The sequence below is a fragment of the Sodalis sp. RH14 genome, assembly GCF_047324285.1.
Taxonomy (GTDB): domain Bacteria; phylum Pseudomonadota; class Gammaproteobacteria; order Enterobacterales; family Enterobacteriaceae; genus Acerihabitans.
This window is the reverse complement of the sequence record NZ_CP178739.1, coordinates 2,518,831-2,536,949: the sequence shown is the minus strand read 5'-3', so window position 1 is coordinate 2,536,949 and position 18,119 is coordinate 2,518,831. Positions and strand designations below refer to the sequence as shown.

Below are 18,119 nucleotides of genomic sequence, written 5' to 3'. Positions count from 1 at the left end.
TTTGTTTATTGACTTGCTGTTTCCAGCGCATTTGCCTCGTTCTAAACAGAGTTTACGTCTTATGAAAGAAATGAGCTCAGTCAGAGATAACGTAATGAGTATAGACATCTTTTCGCGTTTGCCCCGGCTAAATTTCAACGGGTGGCGATTGCTGCATGGACTGAATGGCTGTCAGGGCGATGGTATAGACGATATCGTCCACCAGCGCCCCGCGCGAAAGGTCGTTGACCGGCTTGCGCAGGCCTTGCAGCATGGGCCCGATGGAAACCAGCGCCGCTGAGCGCTGAACCGCTTTGTAGGTGGTATTGCCGGTATTCAGGTCCGGGAAAATAAACACCGTAGCCTGGCCGGCCACCGGCGAATCGGGCGCTTTGGTTTTGGCCACATCGGCCATAATGGCGGCGTCGTATTGCAAAGGACCGTCGATCGCCAGATCGGGGCGTTTTTCGCGCGCCAGCCGGGTGGCTTCGCGCACTTTATCCACGTCGCTGCCGGTGCCTGACGTGCCGGTGGAGTAGGAGATCATGGCCACGCGCGGTTCGATGCCGAAGGCCGCGGCCGAGTCGGCGGACTGGATGGCGATGTCGGCCAATTGCCCGGCGTCGGGATCGGGATTGATGGCGCAATCGCCATACACCAGTACCTGTTCAGGCAACAGCATAAAGAACACCGATGACACCAGCGAACTGCCCGGCGCGGTTTTGATCAGCTGCAGCGCCGGGCGGATGGTATTGGCGGTGGTATGCACCGCGCCGGAGACCAGGCCGTCCACGTGCCCCTGTTCCAGCATCAGGGTACCCAGCACGACGTTATCCTCCAGCTGTTCCCGCGCAATCAGCTCCGTCATGCCCTTGCCCTGGCGCAGCGCCACCAGCCGCGCCAGGTAATGTCCCCGCGCGGCGGCCGGATCGATCAAATCGATTCCCGCGCCCAGCGTCACGCCCTGCGCCGCGGCGATACGGCGTATTTCATCGGGGTTGCCCAGCAGCACGCAGCGCGCGATACCACGCTCGGCGCATATCGCCGCGGCCTTGATGGTGCGGGGTTCATCGCCTTCAGGCAAGACGATGCGTTTGGCGGCCCGCCGGGCCATTTCGGTCAGTTGATAACGGAAGGCCGGCGGCGACTGGCGGCGCGGGCGTTCAGAGACGGCGGTCAGGGAGGCTACCCACCCGGCATCGATATAGCCGGCGATATAGTCCTGCAGATTTTCAACGCGCTGATGATCTTCGGCCGGCACCTCCAGGTTGAAGTTTTGCAGGTTAAGCGAGGTTTGCCAGGTATTGGTGTCCACCATCAATACCGGCAGGCCGGTCTGGAACGCGCGCGCGCACAGCCGGCCTATCGACGGCGCGATATCATAGCCGCCGGTCAGCAGGATGGCGCCGATGTCCACGCCGTTCATGGCCGCCAGGCAGGCCGACACCAGCACTTCAGGGCGATCCGCGCAGGTCACCAGCAGCGAGCCGGGACGAAACAGGTCGACCATGCCGGTGAGCCCGCGCGCGCAAAAGGTCACCGAACGCACCCGCCGGGTCTGGATATCGCCGGCGTTGACGATACGGGCGTTAAGGTGATGCGCCATATCGATGACGCGCGTGGCGATAAGCGCCATGCTCCAGGGGATAGCGCCCAGGATCGGCATGGGAAAATGACTGAACGGCGGCAACGCCGCATCGGCGGCGCCGTCTTGGCTGGCCTGGTCGAAGATTTCCGACAGGTCGGGACGGGTGCGGCCCTGTTCGTCCAGCGGCGCGTTGATTTTATTGATGATGACGCCCGCCACGCCGCTGTGTTTGCCGATGCCCGCGCACGCCAGCTCCAGCCGCTCCCGCAACTGCGCCGGTGTACCGGTTCCCAGCGCGGTGACCAGCACGATTTCCGCGCCCAGCGCCTTGGCGATGTCGTGGTTCAGCTGGTTGGCGAACTGGTGGCGCCGCGTCAGCATCAGCCCCTCGATCAGCACCACGTCCGCCTGTCCCAGGGCGCTGTGATAACGCGCGACGATGTCTTCCATCAGGACGTCGCGCGCATTGGATCCCAACAACATCTCGACATAGCCCATCTCCAGGGGCGGCGCGACGGCAATCGCGGAGTTGGCCCGGATGATGGCGGTGGTCTGGTCCGGCCGGCTGCTGCCGTCGCGCGGCTGGGCAACCGGCTTGAATACGCTCAGGCGTATGCCTTTGCGCTCAATGGCCCGGATCACGCCCAGGGTGACGCTGGTTAATCCGACGCTCAGGTCGGTTGGGATCAACATAATAGTACGTGGCACGGCGCAACCCCCGGCAATATTCTGGAACGCTATTTTCTCCTATTTTGTGTGAGTTATGCCGTGAGGCCGCCGACAGTTGTCGGCATAAGCCGTCTCATGTCACCGATTGCCCCGCCCCGCCGCGGACCGGCCATTGACCGTCATCACAAAACCGCAACCGGTTTCTGAAACCGGTTGCAGAAAAAAAGTCCATCAGGTATTACTCCCTACACCATGTCATAAGAGGGCCGCTGTATGCCAAAGATCCTATTGTGTTGCGCCGCCGGAATGTCCACCAGCATGGTGGTGAAAAAAATGCTGAAAGCCGCTGAAATAAAAGGACTGGACGTCGAAATAAAAGCAGTGGGGCTGGAAGAGTTTGCCGAGCAATTACCCCATTACGATTGCTGCCTGCTGGGGCCGCAGATCAAATATAAGCTCGGCGATTTCAAAATCATCGCCGATGAGCAGCATAAACCCATCGTGGTTATTAACAGTATGGATTACGGCATGATGAACGGCGAAAAGATATTAAACGACACGCTGGCGCTGCTTAACGCCTAGGAGAAACTATGTCCGGAATTAGCGCATCGGTATTTGGCGTCATTGAAAACACCATCAGTCCCATTGCGGGCAGATTATCCAGCCAGCGCCACGTAATGGCGATCAGGGATGGTTTTATTTCCGCCATGCCGTTCCTGATCGTCGGCTCCTTTATGCTGGTGTTCGCGCACCCGCCTTTTTCCGCCACCAGCGATTGGGCATTTGCGCAATGGTGGCTGCGCATGGCGGCGCAATATGAGTCGGTTATCCTCATGCCGTACAATATGACCATGGGCATTATGTCGCTGTTTATTGCCGCCGCCATCGCTTATAACCTGGCCCTCAGTTATAAAATGAACGGGTTTATGGCCGCCATGTTATCGCTGATGGCGTTCATGGTGGTGGCCGCCCCGCAAACCGATAAAATGCTGCCGGTCTCCTCGCTGGGCGGCACCGGGATATTTACCGCCCTGCTGGTGGCGATTTTCGCCACCGAATTAATGCATTTTCTGCAAGTCAGGAATATTGGCTTCCATCTGCCGGAGCAGGTGCCGCCGAAAATACAGCAATCCTTTGATTTACTGATTCCGGTGCTGGCCATATTTTTTACCCTCTATCCCCTGAGCCTGTTTATCCAATCGCAGTTCGGCATGTTGCTGCCTCAAGCCATCATGGCGCTGTTCGGCCCGATTATTTCCGCCGCCGATACGCTGCCGGCAATTTTGATCGCGGTCTTGATCTGCCATTTATTATGGTTTGCCGGCATCCACGGCGCGGTTATCGTCGGCGGCATGCTGCAGGCCTTCTGGCTGACTAATCTTGGCATCAACCAGCAGGAACTGACCGCCGGCCAGCCGCTGACCCATATCTTTATCGAACCCTTCTGGCAGTTTTTTATCGTCATCGGCGGCTCCGGCTCCACCATGGGACTGGTGTTGCTTTATCTGCGCAGCCGTTCCGCCCACCTGCGGTCCATCGGCAAACTCAGCCTGGTGCCCTGCCTGTTCAATATCAACGAGCCGGTGATTTTCGGCTCGCCGGTGGTGATGAATCCGACGCTGTTTATTCCCTTTATCACCGCGCCGCTGATTAACGCCACGCTTGCGTATATCGCCACCCGCACCGAACTGGTTGGCCGGGTGATTTCCATGGCGCCCTGGACGACCCCGGCCCCCATCGGCGCGGCCTGGTCCACCGGCTGGGATCTCCGCGCGGCGCTGCTGGTGGTGGTGCTGCTGGTCGTGTCGACCCTGGTGTATTACCCCTTTTTCAAAATCTATGAACGCCAGCTGCTGGCGCAGGATCGCCCGCTGCCGCAGACCCGGCCGCAGGCGGCATAAGCCGCGCAAAGGTCATCACAATACTCACTGAGGAAGATGGATATGCATTATCAGACGTTGCCCCCTTTTCCAGCGGACTTTCTCTGGGGCGCCTCCACCTCGGCGTATCAGGTGGAGGGCGCCTGGAACGAGGACGGCAAAGGCCCGACGGTGATCGATCGGGCGCAATTCCCGCCGGCGCTGAGCGATTTCACCGTCGCAAGCGATCACTATCACCGCTTTGCCGGGGACATCGCCCTGTTCGCCGAACTGGGGCTGAAGACCTACCGCTTTTCCATTGCCTGGAGCCGGCTGTATCCCGAGGGCGACGGCGAGCTCAATCCGCTGGGTGTGGCCTTTTACCAGCGGCTGATTGATGACATTCGCCGCCACGGCATCGAACCGCTGGTGACGCTGTACCATTTCGATTTGCCCTGGGCGCTGCAGCTTCAGGGCGGCTGGTCGAACCCGCGCACCATCGCGGCCTTTGAACGCTTTGCCCGCACCGCCTTTGCCCTCTTCGGCGATCGTGTCCACTACTGGCTGACGATCAACGAACAGAACATGATGATCCTGAAAGGCGACGTCATCGGTACCCTGCCCCCCGGCACCCCCGATCCGCAAAAGACCCTCTACCAGCAAAACCACCATATGATGCTGGCGCAGGCCAGGGCGATGATCGCCTGCCATGAGCTGCTGCCGGCCGCCAAAATCGGCCCGGCGCCGAATATTTCCTGCGTCTATCCGGCCAGCCCGCGCCCGGAGGATGCGATCGCCGCCAATAATTATTCGTCCATCCGCAACTGGCTTTACCTGGATCTGGCCTGCCATGGCCGGTATAACGCGCTGGCCTGGCGTTTTATGGCGGAAAAAGGCTATCTGCCGCGCATCGCCGACGAGGACATGAACCTGCTTGCGCAGGGGCGTCCCGATTTTATCGCCTTTAATTATTATGCCTCCACCACGGTGGCGGCGGACGTGCCGCGGGAAAACGCCGCCCCGGACAACGCACGCGACATCGAGGATCAGCAATTGCCCGGCATGGATCGCGCGGTGTATATCGGCGCCGATAATCCGCATCTGGAACATAATCAGTTCGGCTGGTATATCGACCCGGTGGGATTGCGCGTGACCTGCCGGGAAATTTATGAGCGTTACCACCTGCCGCTGATCGTGACCGAAAACGGCCTGGGCGCATTTGATACGCTGGCGGCGGGCAACAAGGTGTATGACGATGACCGTATCCGGTATCTCAGCGACCATATACGCCAGCTGCGGTTAGCCCTTGCCGACGGTGTGGCGCTGTTCGGGTATTGCCCCTGGTCGGCGATTGACTTGGTCAGCACCCATCAGGGCATCGGCAAACGCTACGGCTTCGTGTATGTCAATCGCGACGAGCACGACCTGAAGGATTTGGCCCGCTTGCGGAAAAAGAGTTTTTTCTGGTACCAGCGGGTGATTAAAAGCAACGGACAGCGCCTGGAGACGGATATCGGGTATTAAGGCCAGCGCACCTTCGCCGGGCGGTCATTTACCGCCCGGCGAAGGGACCGGGAATAACGGAGTCGCGCACCATCAGCCGGCCGCTAAAGGGCTTGAGCGGCGATACCCCCTTGCCGTCAAGTACGTTGACCACCTGCTCCAGCGCGCTTTTAATCATCTGCGCCACCGGCACATGCACGGTGGTCAGCGGCGGATTAAGATAAGACGCCACGGGAATATCGTCAAAACCGAGCAACGAGATCTCGCCGGGCACCGCCCGGCCGCGCTCACGCAGCGCCCTGGCGGCGCCGATGGCCATATCGTCGTTGGCGCACACCAGCGCGCTGAAGGCGGCCGCGCCGTCCAGCAGCGCCAGGCAGGCGTTAAACCCGCTGTTTAACGACCATTGACCGGCGGCGAGCAGCGATTCATTCACAGGTATGCCCGCGGCGTCCAGGGCCTGGCGGTATCCCGCCGCGCGCGCGGCGGCGGTGGGCGACCCGGCCGCGCCGGTGATAAAGGCGATGTCCCGGTGTCCCTGCGCGATGAGATACGCCACCGCCTCGCGGGCGTCGCGCTGATGATCGGCGAATACGCAATGCTCGCGGGCATGCGGCAAATCGCGGTTGATCACCAGGAACGGGATATCGTGCCGGGCGATCAGGCCCATCAACTCCGCTTCACCCAGGAAGCTCGGATAGATAATAATGGCGTCGCAGCGGCGATCCAGCAGGAACTGGATCGCTTCAAGCTCGCTGTCGACGCTGTGTTTCCCGTCCACCAGGATAAGCTGCCGGCCGTAGTTTTCGGTCATTTTGGCGGTCTGGTACAACAGTTCGCTGAAATAAGGACCGTTAAACAGGGTGTTGGTGACGATCAGGCCGATACTTTGCGAATTTTTGGTCGCCAGGCTCCTGGCCAGCAGGTTGGGACGGTAGCCGGATTCTTCAATAGCCTTGAATACCCGTTGGCGCGTTGTTTCCTTGACATAATTATCGCCCGACAGGACACGGGACACCGTGGATTTGGAGACGCCCGCCTTGATCGCAACATCCTGCATGGTAATCATTGCAAAACCCTATTCATCCCATGACTGGGGAGAAAATCGCCTGGCGCTGATTTTAGCATACCGGCCTTGCCGGGATAAGATATCCGCGCTGTTTACGGCGCTTTTGCCGCGGCGGTGGGATGAGAGGAATAGCGCCCCGGATTAAGCGCCGGCGCCGGCCCCGCCCGCGCCAGTCCGGGCCGCAGGGGGGGTTAGCCGAGCGCGGCGTCGATGGCGCGCAGCAGCCGCGGATCGTCAGCGGTGACATCGGGCGCAAACCGCGCGATAACCTTGCCCTGCCGGTTGATAAGGAACTTTTCAAAATTCCATAATACGTCCTGGCGATTGGTGGGGTCGACCCCATAGCCCTTCAGGCGCTCGCGAAACGGGCCGTCGCCGGTAGCCACCGGTTGCGCCGCGGTCAGCTGGGCGTATAAAGGATGCTGATCCTCGCCAAGCACCGATAATTTGGAAAACATCGGGAAGTGCACGTCATAGTTGACGGCGCAGAAGTCGCTGATTTCCGCGTCGCTGCCCGGTTCCTGGCCCTTGAAGTTATTGGCGGGAAAACCCAGCACTTCCAGCCCGCCGGCGCGCCGTTCCTGGTAAAGTTTTTCCAGCCCTTCATACTGCGGCGTCAGCCCACATTTGGACGCCACGTTGACCACCAGCAGCACCTTGCCGCGGTACGCCGCCAGGCTGCCGGGAGTACCGTCAATGTGTTTAAGCGGTATGTCGTAAAGAGACTCGGTCATGTTTTATCCTTTTCAAATGATAGAGGGCCAGGTTTCATCGGCGGCACGCCCCGCCCCGCCAGGGGAACGCCGGGCGCCGCCGGTCATGCCGCGCAAACGACCTATGACAATAGCGCGCCCGGGCCGCAGGCGCAAGGCAAGGCGCGCCGGCGGTCAACCGGGGATCGCCGGGGCCCGCGCCGGCCGTCAGGGCGCAAGCCGGCCGTTTTCAATGCAAACGGTATCGAAGGCATACAGCACCTCCGGGTCCGGCAGAGCCAGATTTTTATCCTTGCCCTGGTATGGTAGGCGCCCAAGCAAGTCGCGCAGGATATTGACGCGCGCCGTATGTTTATCGTCGGTATGCACCACTATCCACGGCGTGGTCGGGGTATGGGTGCGGGTCAGCATGAGGTTGCGCGCCTCGCTGTACGGCTTCCACAGCTTGGTGGCCTGCTGGTCGATGGGGCTGATTTTCCACTGTTTCAGGGGATCGGTGAGACGGGATTCCAGCCGCTCTTTTTGTTCGCGCTTGCTGATATCCAGATAATATTTGATAAGCTTAATGCCCGAGCGCACCAGCAGCTGTTCAAAATCCGTCACGGTGTTCATAAATTCTTCGTACTGCTCGTCGGTGCAAAACTTCATCACGCGCTCGACGCCGGCGCGGTTGTACCAGCTGCGGTTGAACAGCACCATTTCCTGCGCCGCCGGCAGCTGCGCCACGTAGCGTTGGAAATACCATTCGGCCTGATCCCGTTCCGAGGGTTTGCCAAGGGCGACTACCCGGATTTCACGCGCGCTCAGGTGTTCGGAAATGGTTTTGATAATGCCGTCTTTGCCCGCCGCGTCGCGGCCCTCGAAGATCACCACGATTTTATCGTTGGCGCTGATGATTTCGCGCTGCAGCTTGACCAGCTCTACCTGCAGTAAATGCAGGACCTGAGCGTACTCCTTGCCGGACGGGATCTGCGCGGAGGGTGATTCCTGGTCGTCGTTATGGTGCTTTTTTTTGCTCATTGTTACTCCCGATGGATGAGATTCCTGATTTCAGCCCTGAGTATGGCATTCAATTGGCCGTTGCGTGAGGATGGCGGGTTTTAATGTTTTTTATACAGAACTATCAAGCGCAAGCGTTATGATGGCGTTACTGCTGGAACAATAACCGGGTGATGCCATTGGAACTGTACACCGAGAGAATGCATTTGCGCCCCGTACGGGTAAGCGACGGCGACAGCCTGTACCGCATCTACGGCGACCCGGAAACCCAGACCTTTAATCCCGCCGGTCCCTATCCCGATCTTGCCTATGCCAAGCGGGTGCTGGCCGGCTGGCTGACCCATTGGCAGGCTTTCGGTTTCGGCACCTGGGCGATTAAGCTCAACCGCGGGCCAGAGGCGATTATCGGCTTTGGCGGCCTGAGCGTGCGCCCCTTGGGCGACCGGGTCATCAATAACCTGGGTTACCGGTTCGCGGCCGATGCCTGGGGAATGGGCCTTGCCACCGAATTTGCGCGGGCGGCGGTCGCCGCCGGCTTCGGCGCGCTGGGGCTCGCGGAGATCTCCGCCACTGTCCGGGAAAACCATCTGTCGTCGCAGCGGGTGCTGATCAAAGCGGGACTCGTACGGGCCGGCAGCATTGACGATGTGCCGGGCCACGTACCCAGCCTGCTGTTCACGCTGCGCGCTGGCGACTATGATCCCGGCAAAAACGCGGCTGGCGCCCCTCCCGGGCGTTAACGCGGCCAGTACGATATTGTCCTTGACAGCCGCTGAAATTCCCGATAATTTTCCACTTTATAAAACACTTTTATAAAGTCGTCCTGCCCGCCGCCCCGGCACACAATAGCGCGGCGACAGACTCTGGAGCGCGGATGAGCATCAAAATGATTGCGGTGGATATGGACGGCACGTTCCTGGACGACGGCAAAAATTATGACCGGCAGCGATTCAGCCGCCAGTATGCCAGCCTGCGCCGGCGGGGCGTAAAGTTTGTGGTGGCCAGCGGTAATCAGTACTACCAGCTGATCTCCTTTTTTCCCGACATTGCCGGTGAAATCGCCTTTGTCGCCGAGAATGGCGCCTACGTCGTCAACGGCGGCCAGGTAGTGTTCTGCGGCGAGTTCAGCCGGGAACACTATGAAAGGATCTTGGCCGTGCTGGCGGAGATACCTTATCTGCACACCGTCGTCTGCGCCAGGGAAAGCGCCTATCTGCTTAACAGCGCCGCGCCGCACATCTACCGGCGGATCAACCGTTATTATCATCGCCTGGCGGGGGTGGATGATTTTTCCGCCGTCACCGGCACGATATTTAAATTTGCGCTCTCGCTGCCCGATGAAAAATTACCCGGGTTTATCCGTTTTATCGCCGCTGAACTGGAGGGCATCGTCACCCCGGTATCCAGCGGCCATGGGTCGGTCGATTTGATTATTCCCGGCGTGCATAAGGCCAACGGGCTGCGAATACTTCAGCGGCTATGGCATATCAACGATGATGAGGTGGCGGCCTTCGGCGACGGCGGCAACGACCTCGAAATGCTGCAACAGGCGGGCTACGGCTACGCCATGGCCAACGCGCCGGACACGATCAAAGCGGCGGCCCGTTACCTCGCCGCCTCGAATAATGAGGCCGGCGTATTAGGCATTATCGACGACATTTTGCTGCCCGCCCCGCCCTTCGCCTGAGAACCGCCGTTTTTCGTGTTCGATCAGCCACTGCTTGCGCCATAAGCCGCCGCCGTAGCCGGTCAGGGTGCCGTCGGCGCCGATGACCCGGTGGCAGGGTATCAAAATGGCAATCTGGTTGGCGCCGTTGGCCCGGGCCACCGCCCTGGTCGCGGTGGGACGCGCGATGGCGGCGGCCACCGCCGAATAGCTTCTTACCTGGCCCGCGGGGATGGCGCGCAAGGCATCCCAGACCCGGCGGGTAAATAGCGATCCATGCTCGGCCAGCGGCGTGGCGAAGCGGCAGGACGCGCCGGCGAAATAGTCGTTCAGCTCGCGCTCCAACTGGTCGGTGACCGGCGTGCTATCCATCACGATCTCCGAGGCGGTGAGGTTTCTGAGCCGGGTGAGTTCCGCGGGCAACGCCGGGCGATCGGCAAACTCCAGCAGGTGCAGCGCCTGCTGGTCCGCCACCGCCAGCATGGAGCCGAGCGGGGTGTCCAGCCAGCGGCTTTTCAGAAACCGGTGCCGCCGGGCCTGGCTGGGATTCATGCCCAGGTGCCGGGTAATGGCGGCGCGAAAACCGCTGCCCGATTCAAAGCTGGCCTCCAGCTGGGCCTCTATGACGTCCGCCCCCATCGTCAGTTGGTGAATGCCCTTGCCCAGCCGGCGCAGCCGCGCCATCTCAAGAAAGGTGACGCCAAACTGGCGTTTAAACGCCCGCCTTACGGTGGAGGGATCCAAACCCGCCGCGGTCAGGTCGTCTTCCGACCATTTTTTTTCCGGGTCGCTTTCCAGGCGGGCCAGCAGCATGCCCAGGGTTTTATCCCGCGCGCCGAACAACGACAGGGGCTGGCACCGTTTGCACGGTCTGAAACCCGCCTCCATGGCCTCGACCACGGTGGCGTAAAAAACGGCATGTTCTTTTTTGGGCTTGCGCGCCGGGCAGGTCAGGCGGCAAAACACGCCGGTGCTTTTGACCCCCACGAACGCAAAACCATCATAGACCGGGTCGCGCGCCAGCAGCGCGGCGTATAGCGTATCCACATCAGGCAGTTCAAAAAACATCGCGATCGGCACCCTGTAACCCAACATAAGCGCCATCTTAAAGGAATGTATTTTTGCCGACGACATTTTTCGGGCGTTGATTTTTTTGCCCGATCCGCGCGGCGACGCCCCTAGTATCGCGCCGCCAGCCGGCGGGCGAACCGGGCCACGCACTCCAGGCCGTGCGGCCAGGCGCCAAAACCGGACTGGGCGTTGATATGGCCGGCCTCCCCCACATCCACCAGTTCGCTGCCCCAGGCGTCGGCCCAGTATTGCGCGCGCGGGAACGCCAGCAGCGGATCGTTATGGCTGGCGAACATCAGGCTGGGCACCGGCAGCCGTACCGGCAGGATGCGATCCTCGATTTCAAAGCGCACCGGCTCGGCGGGCGCCACCAGGACGACCCCGGCTATTTGGCCGGCGCAGCGGCTGGCATAATACCAGGACGACAACGCGCCAAAGCTATGGCCTATCAGCAATGCCGGCGGCGCCGGTGCGTCCAGCGCGCGCCTGATGGCCGTTTGCCAGCCGTCGAGATCCGGCTGCAGCCAGTCGCGCTGGGCAATACGCCGCCAGGCGGGAAACGCCCGCTGCCAGCAGGTTTGCCAATGCTCGGGGCCGCTGTCGTTGATGCCTGGCACCAGTATCACGCGCAGCGGCGCATAAACGTCGGCGGCGGGCGATTGGCCGTCGGCGGCCCGCGGCGGATAAACGCCCGGCCCAGAGCGCGCCGTATCGCCGGGCGCGGCGCGTTCTGGCCCAGGCTGCCCGTTCACGGCCCGTTGCTGTGCCGGCCGGCGAAGGTTCATGCCGGGAACCGCGCCAGCACGGACATGACCGCCAGCAGATCGGCGCTGCCCCCGGGGCTGAGATTGCGCCGCGTCAGCGCGCGATCCATGGCCTCCAGATCCTGCTCGCGCCAGCCGTCCGCCAGCAGCCGCCGGGCATAGCCGCGCACAAACCGCAGCCCGCCGAGGCCGCCGCGCGCCACCAGATTGGTATCGGGATTATGGGCCATCAGCACCAGCAGGCAGTGCAGCAGCGCGCTTTCTCTTTTCGTCCCCACCGCCAGCAGCCGATCCCAGGCCGGCAGGGCATGATCGCGCACGGTGGCGAATCCGCGGGCGGCCTCGCCCCGCGCGCCGGTCAGGCCATGGCGCAGGTAAATATGCTCGCCCACGGTAGCCGCCCGGCGGCAGCCGGCCAGTTCCGTCGCCACCAGCCGGGCGCAGATCGCCGCCACGTCGGCGCATAACCCGCTGCGGGTCAACGCCTGCCCCCGCCCGCTCAGGCGCCCGGCGGCGACGCACAGCAACCCCAGGGAAAAAATCCCCCCTTTATGGGTATTGACGCCGCCGGTAGCGGCAAACATGGCGTGCTCGCAGGCCAGGCCGGTGGGGCGGATTTCAGCCAGTACCCGCTGCGCCGGCATTCCGGCGCACCGCTCGCCCAACGCGATAAACCGGCCGAACCAGGGCGCGATGGCCGTTATGCTTTGCATAAACAGCGGCAAATCCATATCGCGGTGCGCGCCGTTGTTGCGGCCGTCCACCAGCCCGGGTTTTGGCGTCAGCATCACTTCCTCGCGCAGCGCGGCGGCGGCCAGCAGATCAAGCGCTGGCGGCGGCGCGGCCTGACGGCCGGCGTCATCCCGTATCATTGGCGACGCGGATGGCGCGGCCCATGCCGGGTAGCCGGCGCCGGCCGTCCGGGCGCCGTTATCAGCGGGCAAAATAGGCATCCAGCAGCCCCTCTATTTTAGCAATAACCTCTTCCTGAGGATGGCGGCGCGACCGCGCGCAGGCATGGGCGGGCTGGTCGCACAGCAAACACGGCCGTCCCGCCTGGTCAAGGGAGCGGCGGCCGATAACGCCGCCGGCCGGGGAAAGCACATCAATATCCCACAGCCGCCCCAGGGGATGCTCCTTCTCCAGCGCCACCGTGGCGGCCTTGATTTCCACGGCGGCATGATCAACCGCCCAAAATGCCTCCGGCCCGGTGTCCGGCCAACACACCGCGCGCGCCAGCACCGGCCAGCCGCGCTGCGCCAGCAGCGCGTCGCAGGCTGCCAGCGCGGCGCGCATCGAGCGCCGGTAGCGGGCCGAATCCTTCACCGGGCCAGGTGATACCAGGGTCAATGAAATAAGCGGGCGCCGGTGGCGCGCAAGCCATTCCGTTTGCCGCGCGGCGCGCAGATCCCGGGCCGTCAGCAATTCCTCCAGCGAAACGGCGAACTGCAGTGAATTGGCGATCGTCATTTAGCTGTCCTCTTGAACCTGGCGCACCACGTCAATGACGCTGCCGTCGCGATAGCGGATAACGCCGACAATGCGCCGGGTAAACGCGATGGCCTTCGGCTCGCCGGTCAACCCCACCGCCCGTTGATAAAGCTGTTCGATATCCACGACCTCCAGACCGGCGTCCACCAGACGCTGGCGCACTTCCGGCCGCGCCGGATTGACGGCAATCCCCTGATCGGTCACCAGAACGTCGATGCTCTCGCCGGGCGTCACCAGGGTGGTGACCCGGCGCACTACGGTTGGGATCCGGCTGCGCGTCAGCGGCGCCACCACGATGGTCAGGTTGGCGGCGGCGGCCACGTCGCAGTGCCCGCCGGACGCGCCGCGCATCACCCCGTCGGAGCCGGTTATCACATTGACGTTAAACGCCAGGTCGATTTCCAGGGCGCTTAAAATCACGATATCCAGCTGGTCGCAGCAGGCGGCCTTGGCGCCGGGATTGGCATAGACGTTGGTGGAGATCTCGATATGATTGGCGTTGTGCTCAAGGGAGGCCGCCGCCTGGCCGTCGAAGGATTGCGTATCCAGCAGCCTGGCGATCAGGCCCTGCTCAAACAGATCGACGATGCTGCCGGTAATGCCGCCCAGCGCAAAGCGCGCCGCGATGCCCAGGCGTTCCATTTTCTGCGCCAGGAAGCGGGTGCAGGCGGTGGAGGATGCGCCTGAGCCGGTCTGGAGGGAAAAACCCTCGACAAAATAGCCGGAGTGCTCGATGACATCGGCGGCGGTGCGGGCAATCATCAGCTCGCGCGGATTACTGGTCACGCGCGCCGCGCCCACGCTTATCTTGGCCGGGTCGCCCACCTGATCCACCGTCACGATATAATCCACCTGATCCTGCCCCAGGCTGGCCGGCATATTGGGAAACGGCACCAGCGCCTCGGTAAGCAGCACCACTTTGCGGGCAAACTGCGCGTCCACCATGGCGTATCCCAGCGAACCGCAGCGGGATTTGCCTTGGGTGCCGTTGGCATTGCCGAACTCGTCGCTGCAGGGCACGCCCAGAAAGGCCACATCTATCTTCAGCTCACCGTCCTGCAGCAGTTTCACCCGGCCGCCGTGGGAATGGATTTGCACCGGTTCTTCCATCAGGCCGTGGGAAATAGCGTCCGCCAGCTTGCCGCGCATGCCGGAGGTATAAATTTTGCTGATGACGCCGGCGCGGATCGGCTCGATCAGTGCATCGTTGCAGGTCATCAGCGAGCTGGAGGCCAGCGTCAGGTTTTTAAATCCCAGCCGGGCCAGCGTCTCGACCACCCGGTTGATCACCATATCGCCCTCACGGAAGGCATGGTGAAAAGAGATGGTCATGCCGTCCCGCAGGCCGCTGCGCTCGATGGCCTGCTCCAGGCTGGCGCACAGTTTACGCTGGTGTTTGGCCTGGCCGTCGGCCAGCCACGGCGTAAGGCTGTTGGCATGGCTGAACGGCGCCAGCGGCGGCAAATGGCGGTACTGCGCCTGTAAATCGTCTGTTACGTCACTCATTAGGTATTCCTGTCATTCTGTTAACGTGAAAACACTTACCGCCGCACACCGGAAGCCCGGGCGCGCTCCAATACCACCTGGGCATGGTTGATGATGGGGCCGTCAATCATCTTGCCGTTAAGTGAAATCACCCCCAGCCCGTTGCGCTCGCCTTCTTCGGCCGCCTGGATGACGCGCTCGGCGTAATCCACCGCTTCCTGGGTGGGCGCGTAGGCGTTGTGCAGCAGTTCAATCTGGCGCGGGTTAATCAGCGATTTGCCGTTAAAACCCATTTTGCGCACCAGATCGACCTCGCGCAGGAAACCGGCATCGTCGTTGATATCGGCATAGACCACGTCAAAGGCGTCGATCCCGGCGGCGCGGGCGGCGTGCAGCACCGCGCAGCGGGCATAGAACAGTTCCGTGCCGTCGCCGCGCTCCGTTTGCATATCCATGACATAATCGAACGCCGCCAGCGCGATGCCGATAAGCCGGGGCGAGCAGCGGGCTATCGCCACCGCATTAATAACGCCGATGGCGGATTCGATAGCCGCCATAATGCGGGTGGATCCAACCTCGCGCCCGCATTCGCGCTCGATGCGCTCGATATGGGTTTCCAGCTCGTGGATATCCTCCGGACTGTCGGTTTTAGGCAGTCGCACCACGTCGGCGCCGGCGCGTACCACCGCCGCCAGATCCTTCAGGCCGAAGGGCGTATTCAGCGGATTGATGCGCACCACGGTTTCGATATCGCGGTACATCGGGTGCTGCAGCGCATGGAATACCAGAATGCGCGCACTGTCCTTCTCGCGCAGGGACACCGCGTCCTCCAGATCGAACATGATGGAGTCAGGACGGTAGATAAAGGCGGTGGACAACATGGCGGCGTTGGCGCCGGGGATAAACAGCATACTGCGGCGAAGCTTTTTCATGACAGGTGTTCCCATTGGATGCGATCGGCCCCGGCGGCCCGGAGCACCGCCGTCTGCACGCGGGCGCGGATCACGCAGTCCAGCGCCCCTTTATCGTCGATAATGATCAGTCCTTCTTTGACATCCATGGCCGCCAGCGTCGCGTCGATCACCCGGCGGATCTGCGCGCCGAACTGCTTTATCACCTCGCTGTTGATCACCACGCTTAATTCGCCGCTGTTAGGCGCGACCTTGACCAGCAAATCGCTGGACTCAAAGGTGCCCGCCAGGGCCTCTTGTATGATTTTCATAATGCGTTCCTGATTAAAAAACACGGCTAAATAAAAGGTCCCGGGCCACATTACGCGCCCGTTGCGCAGATCCCGGCCAGCGGCCTCGTCTCGCGCCGGCAAAGATAAGCAAAGGTGCTCGGCGGGACGAGGTCGCGGATGCGCGCCATTTGCCGTTGCGAAAGCAGCGCCCGCACCTCGGAAGCTGATATCGCCCGGCCCGGCGCATGGCATGCGCGCGCGATCTCCACTACCCGCAACGGCGGCTGCGCCGCGCGATCCGGGTCTTCGAGCCACTCGTGCATATCGTGGTTATATTGATGGGTCACCGGGCAATAGGGCTCGGTGCCGACATAACGGTGGGTAATGCCCAGCGGCGGCGCGATATAATGACGGAAAATCAGTAAATCCATGGCGCTGTAGGTCTTGCCCACCAGCCCGGCGTCACGCAGGAAATAGCCGGGAAAGGTGGCGCGCGAGATCAGGTAGTCGGACCCGTCATGCACCGTCACGTTGGCCAGATGCGCCACGCCCTGGCGCACCATGTCCAGGCGCGCGGCATACGGAAACAACGACACGTCTTCGCGCACCACAAAGATATGCACCCAGGCGCAGGCGGCGGCGGCCTGTTCCGCCAGATAGCGGTGGCCAAGGGTGAAGGGGTTGGCGTTCATCACCACCGCGCCGATGGGCGCGCCCGGCCGGTAATATTGCGCAAGCGAACGGCTGTAGCGCCGCACGCCCACCGGCGTATTTTCCATCAGCACCGCCACCTGGCCCGTCTGCGCCAGGGGGTAAAAACCGCAGCCGCGAAATACACCGATGTTCGCCGGCCGGGTATACAAGAACAGATGGAAATGGCCCTGGCGTATGGCCAGTTGCTCCACCTCGCCCACCAGCCGGGCGCTCAGGTTATCGCCCCGGTAATCCGCCGCCACCGCGACGCATTTGATCACGTTTCCCGCGATGCCGGCGCATCCCACCAGCCGCCCGCCGCTGCGGGCCACCACGAATCTGGCGATATCCGCGTCCATGCCCAGAAGACTTGCCTCCAGCAATGCGCGCACGTCCGCCAGGTTATCGCGCGGGTGGTTAACGGTCAGCACGGAAAAGTCCAGCGGGTCCCGATCGTACATACAGTTTTTCCTATCATGGAGTAAAAAGCCGGCGGCGCAGGCGCGGCGCTACGCGGCGATATGGGACGCCGCGGCGGCCGTGGGCCGCTGCGCGTCGATGACCATATTGCGCAGATGGCCGATGTGTTCTATTTCGACCTCGATGCAGTCGCCGGCCTTCATAAACAGCGGCGGCGTGCGTTTTTTACCGACGCCGCCCGGCGACCCGGTAATAATCACATCGCCCGCATTCAGCCGGGTAAAGGTACTGATATATTCAATCAGCTCGGCGATGCTATGGATCATGCTGCGGGTATTGTCGTCCTGCACCATCAGGCCGTTAAGCCAGGTCCGGATGCTGAGCGCATGGGGATCGGGGATTTCGTCGGCGGTGGTCAGATAGGGTCCGAACGCGCCGGTCCGCCGCCAGTTCTTGCCGGCGGTGAACCAGGTGTGCTGCCAGTCGCGGGCGGAGCCGTCCATATAACAGCTGTAGCCGGCGACATGGGATAAGGCTTGTTCGGCGGGGATATCCTCGCCGCCCCGGCCGATAATCACCGCCAGTTCCCCCTCGTAATCAAACTCCGCCGAATGGCTGGGTTTTTCGACCGGCGTGCCGTGCCCGGTCTGTGAATCGGCAAAACGCACGAAGAGGGTGGGCGCCGGATTCATTTCATTGAACTCCCGGCGTTTGGCGGCATAGTTCATGCCGACGCATAAAATTTTGTCCGGATGTTCGATTACCGGCAGGAACGTCAGCCCGGCGAGGGCAATATCCGCCGGCGCGCCGGCCAGTTCGCGGGCCAGGGGCAGCGCGTTGCCCGCCAGCAGGGCCTTCAAATCCGGATAACGCTGGCCGAAACGACGGCCCAGGTCCACGATGCCGCCGGGCGTGACGATGCCGTAGCTTTTGGTGCCCTGATGAAGATAACTTGCGAGTTTCATAA

Annotated in this window: 18 protein-coding genes; 5 read left to right on the top strand and 13 right to left on the bottom strand. The window is 61.9% G+C overall.

Features of this window, described 5'->3' with window-relative positions:
• Window positions 1-127 precede the first annotated feature (127 nt).
• Window positions 128-2,260, bottom strand: coding sequence for a phosphate acetyltransferase (gene pta / locus ACL2XQ_RS11595; protein ID WP_413728772.1), 2,133 nt, complete (start codon window positions 2,258-2,260; stop codon window positions 128-130).
• 249 nt (window positions 2,261-2,509) lie between these two features.
• Between pta and ACL2XQ_RS11590 the strand changes: the two genes are divergently transcribed.
• Genes ACL2XQ_RS11590 through ACL2XQ_RS11580 form a run of 3 tightly spaced genes read left to right on the top strand, consistent with a single transcriptional unit; the run spans window position 2,510 to window position 5,619 of the window.
• Window positions 2,510-2,818, top strand: coding sequence for a PTS sugar transporter subunit IIB (locus tag ACL2XQ_RS11590; RefSeq protein ID WP_410014662.1), 309 nt, complete (start codon window positions 2,510-2,512; stop codon window positions 2,816-2,818).
• An 8-nt stretch (window positions 2,819-2,826) separates the two neighbouring features.
• Window positions 2,827-4,137 (top strand): PTS sugar transporter subunit IIC, encoded by a 1,311-nt coding sequence (locus ACL2XQ_RS11585; RefSeq protein ID WP_413730285.1) that lies wholly within the window; start codon window positions 2,827-2,829, stop codon window positions 4,135-4,137.
• Window positions 4,138-4,179: 42 nt separating this feature from the next.
• Window positions 4,180-5,619, top strand: coding sequence for a glycoside hydrolase family 1 protein (locus ACL2XQ_RS11580; protein ID WP_410014660.1), 1,440 nt, complete (start codon window positions 4,180-4,182; stop codon window positions 5,617-5,619).
• A gap of 28 nt (window positions 5,620-5,647) precedes the next feature.
• On the opposite strand, the gene ACL2XQ_RS11575 is transcribed toward ACL2XQ_RS11580, so the two are convergent.
• The 3 genes from ACL2XQ_RS11575 to ppk2 form a co-directional block, all read right to left on the bottom strand.
• Complete coding sequence (locus tag ACL2XQ_RS11575) at window positions 5,648-6,667, bottom strand: LacI family DNA-binding transcriptional regulator (protein ID WP_413740368.1); 1,020 nt, start codon at window positions 6,665-6,667, stop codon at window positions 5,648-5,650.
• Between the two features lie 191 nt (window positions 6,668-6,858).
• Window positions 6,859-7,401 (bottom strand): glutathione peroxidase, encoded by a 543-nt coding sequence (locus tag ACL2XQ_RS11570; protein ID WP_410014658.1) that lies wholly within the window; start codon window positions 7,399-7,401, stop codon window positions 6,859-6,861.
• Between the two features lie 186 nt (window positions 7,402-7,587).
• Window positions 7,588-8,400, bottom strand: coding sequence for a polyphosphate kinase 2 (ppk2, locus tag ACL2XQ_RS11565; protein WP_413740367.1), 813 nt, complete (start codon window positions 8,398-8,400; stop codon window positions 7,588-7,590).
• Between the two features lie 158 nt (window positions 8,401-8,558).
• Here ppk2 and ACL2XQ_RS11560 point away from each other — a divergent pair, with 158 nt between their 5' ends.
• The gene (locus ACL2XQ_RS11560) at window positions 8,559-9,119 is read left to right on the top strand and encodes a GNAT family N-acetyltransferase (protein WP_410014655.1); all 561 of its coding nucleotides are present in this window, start codon (window positions 8,559-8,561) and stop codon (window positions 9,117-9,119) included.
• Between the two features lie 134 nt (window positions 9,120-9,253).
• On the top strand, window positions 9,254-10,066 hold the full coding sequence (locus ACL2XQ_RS11555) for a Cof-type HAD-IIB family hydrolase (protein WP_413740366.1): 813 nt from the start codon (window positions 9,254-9,256) through the stop codon (window positions 10,064-10,066).
• On the opposite strand, the gene ACL2XQ_RS11550 is transcribed toward ACL2XQ_RS11555, so the two are convergent.
• The 9 genes from ACL2XQ_RS11550 to ACL2XQ_RS11510 all read right to left on the bottom strand — a co-directional run bounded on the left by ACL2XQ_RS11550 (window position 10,019) and on the right by ACL2XQ_RS11510 (window position 18,117).
• Window positions 10,019-11,113 (bottom strand): bifunctional transcriptional activator/DNA repair enzyme AdaA, encoded by a 1,095-nt coding sequence (locus tag ACL2XQ_RS11550; RefSeq protein WP_413740365.1) that lies wholly within the window; start codon window positions 11,111-11,113, stop codon window positions 10,019-10,021. The two genes, ACL2XQ_RS11555 and ACL2XQ_RS11550, sit on opposite strands and share 48 nt — an antisense overlap.
• A gap of 110 nt (window positions 11,114-11,223) precedes the next feature.
• Window positions 11,224-11,901: an RBBP9/YdeN family alpha/beta hydrolase gene (locus ACL2XQ_RS11545; protein WP_413732623.1), complete on the bottom strand. Its 678-nt coding sequence runs from the start codon at window positions 11,899-11,901 to the stop codon at window positions 11,224-11,226.
• Window positions 11,898-12,752 (bottom strand): triphosphoribosyl-dephospho-CoA synthase CitG, encoded by an 855-nt coding sequence (citG, locus tag ACL2XQ_RS11540; RefSeq protein WP_413740515.1) that lies wholly within the window; start codon window positions 12,750-12,752, stop codon window positions 11,898-11,900. Before citG ends, ACL2XQ_RS11545 begins: the two co-directional genes overlap by 4 nt.
• Before the next feature lie 61 nt (window positions 12,753-12,813).
• Window positions 12,814-13,350 (bottom strand): citrate lyase holo-[acyl-carrier protein] synthase, encoded by a 537-nt coding sequence (citX, locus tag ACL2XQ_RS11535; RefSeq protein ID WP_413740364.1) that lies wholly within the window; start codon window positions 13,348-13,350, stop codon window positions 12,814-12,816.
• Complete coding sequence (gene citF / locus ACL2XQ_RS11530; protein WP_413740363.1) at window positions 13,351-14,877, bottom strand: citrate lyase subunit alpha; 1,527 nt, start codon at window positions 14,875-14,877, stop codon at window positions 13,351-13,353. It lies immediately after the preceding gene.
• Window positions 14,878-14,912: 35 nt separating this feature from the next.
• On the bottom strand, window positions 14,913-15,788 hold the full coding sequence (gene citE, locus ACL2XQ_RS11525) for a citrate (pro-3S)-lyase subunit beta (RefSeq protein WP_410014649.1): 876 nt from the start codon (window positions 15,786-15,788) through the stop codon (window positions 14,913-14,915).
• Window positions 15,785-16,078, bottom strand: coding sequence for a citrate lyase acyl carrier protein (citD, locus tag ACL2XQ_RS11520; protein ID WP_413723060.1), 294 nt, complete (start codon window positions 16,076-16,078; stop codon window positions 15,785-15,787). The genes citE and citD overlap by 4 nt, the downstream gene beginning before the upstream one ends.
• A 50-nt stretch (window positions 16,079-16,128) precedes the next feature.
• Window positions 16,129-17,193, bottom strand: coding sequence for a [citrate (pro-3S)-lyase] ligase (gene citC, locus ACL2XQ_RS11515; RefSeq protein ID WP_410014647.1), 1,065 nt, complete (start codon window positions 17,191-17,193; stop codon window positions 16,129-16,131).
• Window positions 17,194-17,241: 48 nt separating this feature from the next.
• Complete coding sequence (locus ACL2XQ_RS11510) at window positions 17,242-18,117, bottom strand: fumarylacetoacetate hydrolase family protein (protein ID WP_413740362.1); 876 nt, start codon at window positions 18,115-18,117, stop codon at window positions 17,242-17,244.
• Window positions 18,118-18,119 lie beyond the last annotated feature (2 nt).